At 71.9% G+C, this 3,022-nt stretch carries 1 protein-coding gene and 1 pseudogene; one reads left to right on the top strand and one right to left on the bottom strand.

Annotated features, from left to right (window positions below; all coding sequences use genetic code 11):
- Positions 1 to 86: 86 nt before the first annotated feature.
- A complete protein-coding gene (locus AB0C20_RS35875; protein ID WP_124817462.1) occupies positions 87 to 305 on the bottom strand; it encodes a DUF397 domain-containing protein in 219 nt (72 codons plus the stop codon).
- A gap of 69 nt (positions 306 to 374) precedes the next feature.
- Between AB0C20_RS35875 and pepN the strand changes: the two are divergent.
- Positions 375 to 2,855: pseudogene (gene pepN / locus AB0C20_RS35880) on the top strand (aminopeptidase N); the annotation flags it as partial.
- Between the last annotated feature and the right edge of the window lie 167 nt (positions 2,856 to 3,022).

Consider the following 3,022-nt stretch of genomic DNA (forward strand, 5'->3'; position numbering starts at 1 on the left):
CGGCCCCCCCCCACGAGTGCCCGGGCCGGTCACCCCCCCCCGCCCCCCCCCACGGCGATCGACCGCCGACGGGTCGGCGGGCACTGTCAGTCCAGGTCGAACTCGCCGTCCTGCGCGCCGGCCACGAAGGCGTCCCACTCGGCCTGGGTGAAGACCAGCACCGGCCCGTTCGGCTCGGCCGAGTTGCGCATCCCGATCAGGTCGTCGACGAAGGCAACCTCGACGGCGCTGTCGGAGGTGTCCCCCTCGGCCCGCTGCCAGACCGCCCGAGAGAGGTCGAAGTCGCCCTTGGGGTGCTGCGCCATGGTTCTTTCCTCCAGTGCCGAGGGTCGTGTGGTGACCGGGTGCCGATCCCCATCGGGCAGGATAAGCGGATGCCGAGCCTGACCCGTGTAGAGGCGACCGCGCGTGGCGCGGCGATTACTGTCGAGTCCTATCAGGTGGACCTCGACCTGACCGGTGACGGCGACCTGTTCCGTTCCCGCGTCGAGATCCAGTTCCGGGCCACCACCGGCGCCGCGACCTTCGTCGAGGTCAAGCCCGCCAAACTGCGCGGTGTACGCCTCAACGACCGCGACCTGGACCCCGCCCTGCTCGCCGACAACCGGCTGCCGCTCGACGACCTGGCCGAGGAGAACACGCTCATCGTCGAGGCCGAGATGGCGTACTCCAAAACGGGGGAGGGGATGCACCGCTTCGTCGACCCGGCCGACGGCGAGACCTACCTCTACGCCGAGTCCTTCCTCGACAACGCGCCGCGCATCTTCGCCGCCTTCGACCAGCCCGACCTCAAGGCGCCGTTCACCCTCTCGGTCACCGCACCGCCGCAGTGGATCGTCGCCGGCAACGCCGAGCTGGCCGCCAACCCGGCCCCCGGGCGCTGGGAGTTCGCCCAGAGCGCGCCCCTGGCCACGTACTTCTTCTCGCTGATCGCCGGGCCGTACCACGTCCGGCGGGCCGAGCACGACGGCATACCGCTGGGCATCTACTGCCGTCGGTCACTCGCCGAGCACCTGGACGCCGACGCCGAGGAGATCTTCACCATCACCCGGCAGTGCCTGGACCGGTTCCACAAGCTCTTCACCGAACGCTACCCGTTCGGCAAGTACGACCAGGCGTTCGTGCCCGAGTTCAACGCCGGCGCGATGGAGAACCCGGGCCTGGTCACCTTCCGCGACGACTACGTGTTCCGCTCGGCCGTCACCGACACCCAGCGCGAGCTGCGGGCCGGCACCATCGCTCACGAGATGGCCCACATGTGGTTCGGCGACCTGGTCACCATGAGCTGGTGGGACGACCTGTGGTTGAACGAGTCCTTCGCCGAGTACCTCGGCACCCGGGTCACCGCCGAGGCGACCCGCTTCGACCAGGCCTGGACCACCTTCGCCATGCGGCGCAAGGCCTGGGGCTACGCCGCCGACCAGCGGCCCTCCACCCACCCGATCGCCCCACAGGAGGTCGTCGACGCCGAGGCGGGCCTGCTCAACTTCGACGGCATCTCGTACGCCAAGGGCGCCAGCGTGCTGCGGCAGCTTGTCGCGTGGCTCGGCGACGAGGCGTTCCTCGCCGGCCTGAACGCGCACTTCGCCGCCCACCGCTTCGGCAACGCCACCCTCGCCGACCTGTTGGCCAGCCTCTCCGCCAGCAGCGGGCGGGACCTGTCCGACTGGGCCGAGCTGTGGCTGCGCCGCCCGCAGGTCAACACGCTGCGGGCCGAGGTCGCCGTGGACGCCGACGGTCGCTACACCGAGGTGGCAGTGGTGCAGACCGCGCCCGAGTCGTACCCGGTGCTGCGCCCTCACCGGATCGGCGTGGGCCGCTACTCGATGGACGGCACCGCGAGACGCGACGAGGTGGACATCGACCCGAACGCCGACGAAGGCCGCACCGTGCTCGGTGCGTTGACCGGCGAGCCGGCGGCCCGGTTGTTGCTGCTCAACGACGGTGACCTCACCTTCGCGAAGGTACGCCTCGACCCGGCGTCGGCGGACGCCGTCCCGCAGGTGCTGCCCGGTCTGTCCGATCCGCTGGCCCGGGCGATGCTCTGGCGCGAGGCACTGGACGCGGCGACCGACGGCGAGCGGCCGGTCACCGGCCTGGTCGATCTGATGGCTGCCGCGCTGCCCGCCGAAACGGAGGTGATCATCGCGGAGGACGTGCTGACACTCAGCCGGTCCCTTGTCGACCGCTACCTCGACCCGCTGACCCGCTCCACGGCGCTGGCCAGGGTCGCCGGGACGTGCCAGCGGCTGCTCGACGGCGCGCCGGCCGGGGAGTCGTTGCAGCTCGCCGCCGCACGGGGTTGGATCGCCGCGACCACCGACGCTGACCTGCTCGTCGGTTGGCTCGCCGGCCGGGACGTGCCGGCCGGTTTGAAGATCGACGCGGAGTTGCGCTGGGCGGTGCTGCGTCGCCTGGTGGTGCTGGGCGCCGCCGGCGAGGCGGAGATCGCCATCGAGGCCGCCGCCGACAACAGCTCCACGGGCGCGGAACGGGCCGCCTACTGCCGGGCGGCGCTGCCCGACCCGGTGGCGAAGCAGGCGACCTGGGAGATCATCGTGCGGGACACCGAGCTGTCCGGTCGGCTGCTGGAGGCGATCACCGAGGGGTTCTGGCAACCCGAACAGGCCGACCTGACCGCCGCGTACGTCGATCGGTACTTCGCGGAGATGCCGGCCGCCGCGCACCGGCGTACCCCCTGGACGGCCGACCGGGTGGCCGCCCTGGCGTTCCCCCGCTACGCCGTGGCGCAGCCCACCCGGGAGGCGGCCGCGGCGCTGCTGGCCCGCGACGACCTGACCCCCGGCCTGCGCCGGGTGGTGACCGACGCCGACGACGACCTGCGTGACGCGCTGCAACGCCGCCATGAAGACGACCACCGGATAGCCGATCTGCACCCAGATCATCACTGCCATCACGGCCGGCAGGGCGGTAGGCGGGCACTGCTGGTCGTTGGGGGGTGAGGCGAGCGGTGTCGACGGGGTTCGCGAGGCCGTACGTCTCCGGGCGGCGGCCGGTGCCG

This window comes from Micromonospora sp. NPDC048843 (genome assembly GCF_040649965.1).
Lineage (GTDB): Bacteria > Actinomycetota > Actinomycetes > Mycobacteriales > Micromonosporaceae > Micromonospora > Micromonospora hortensis.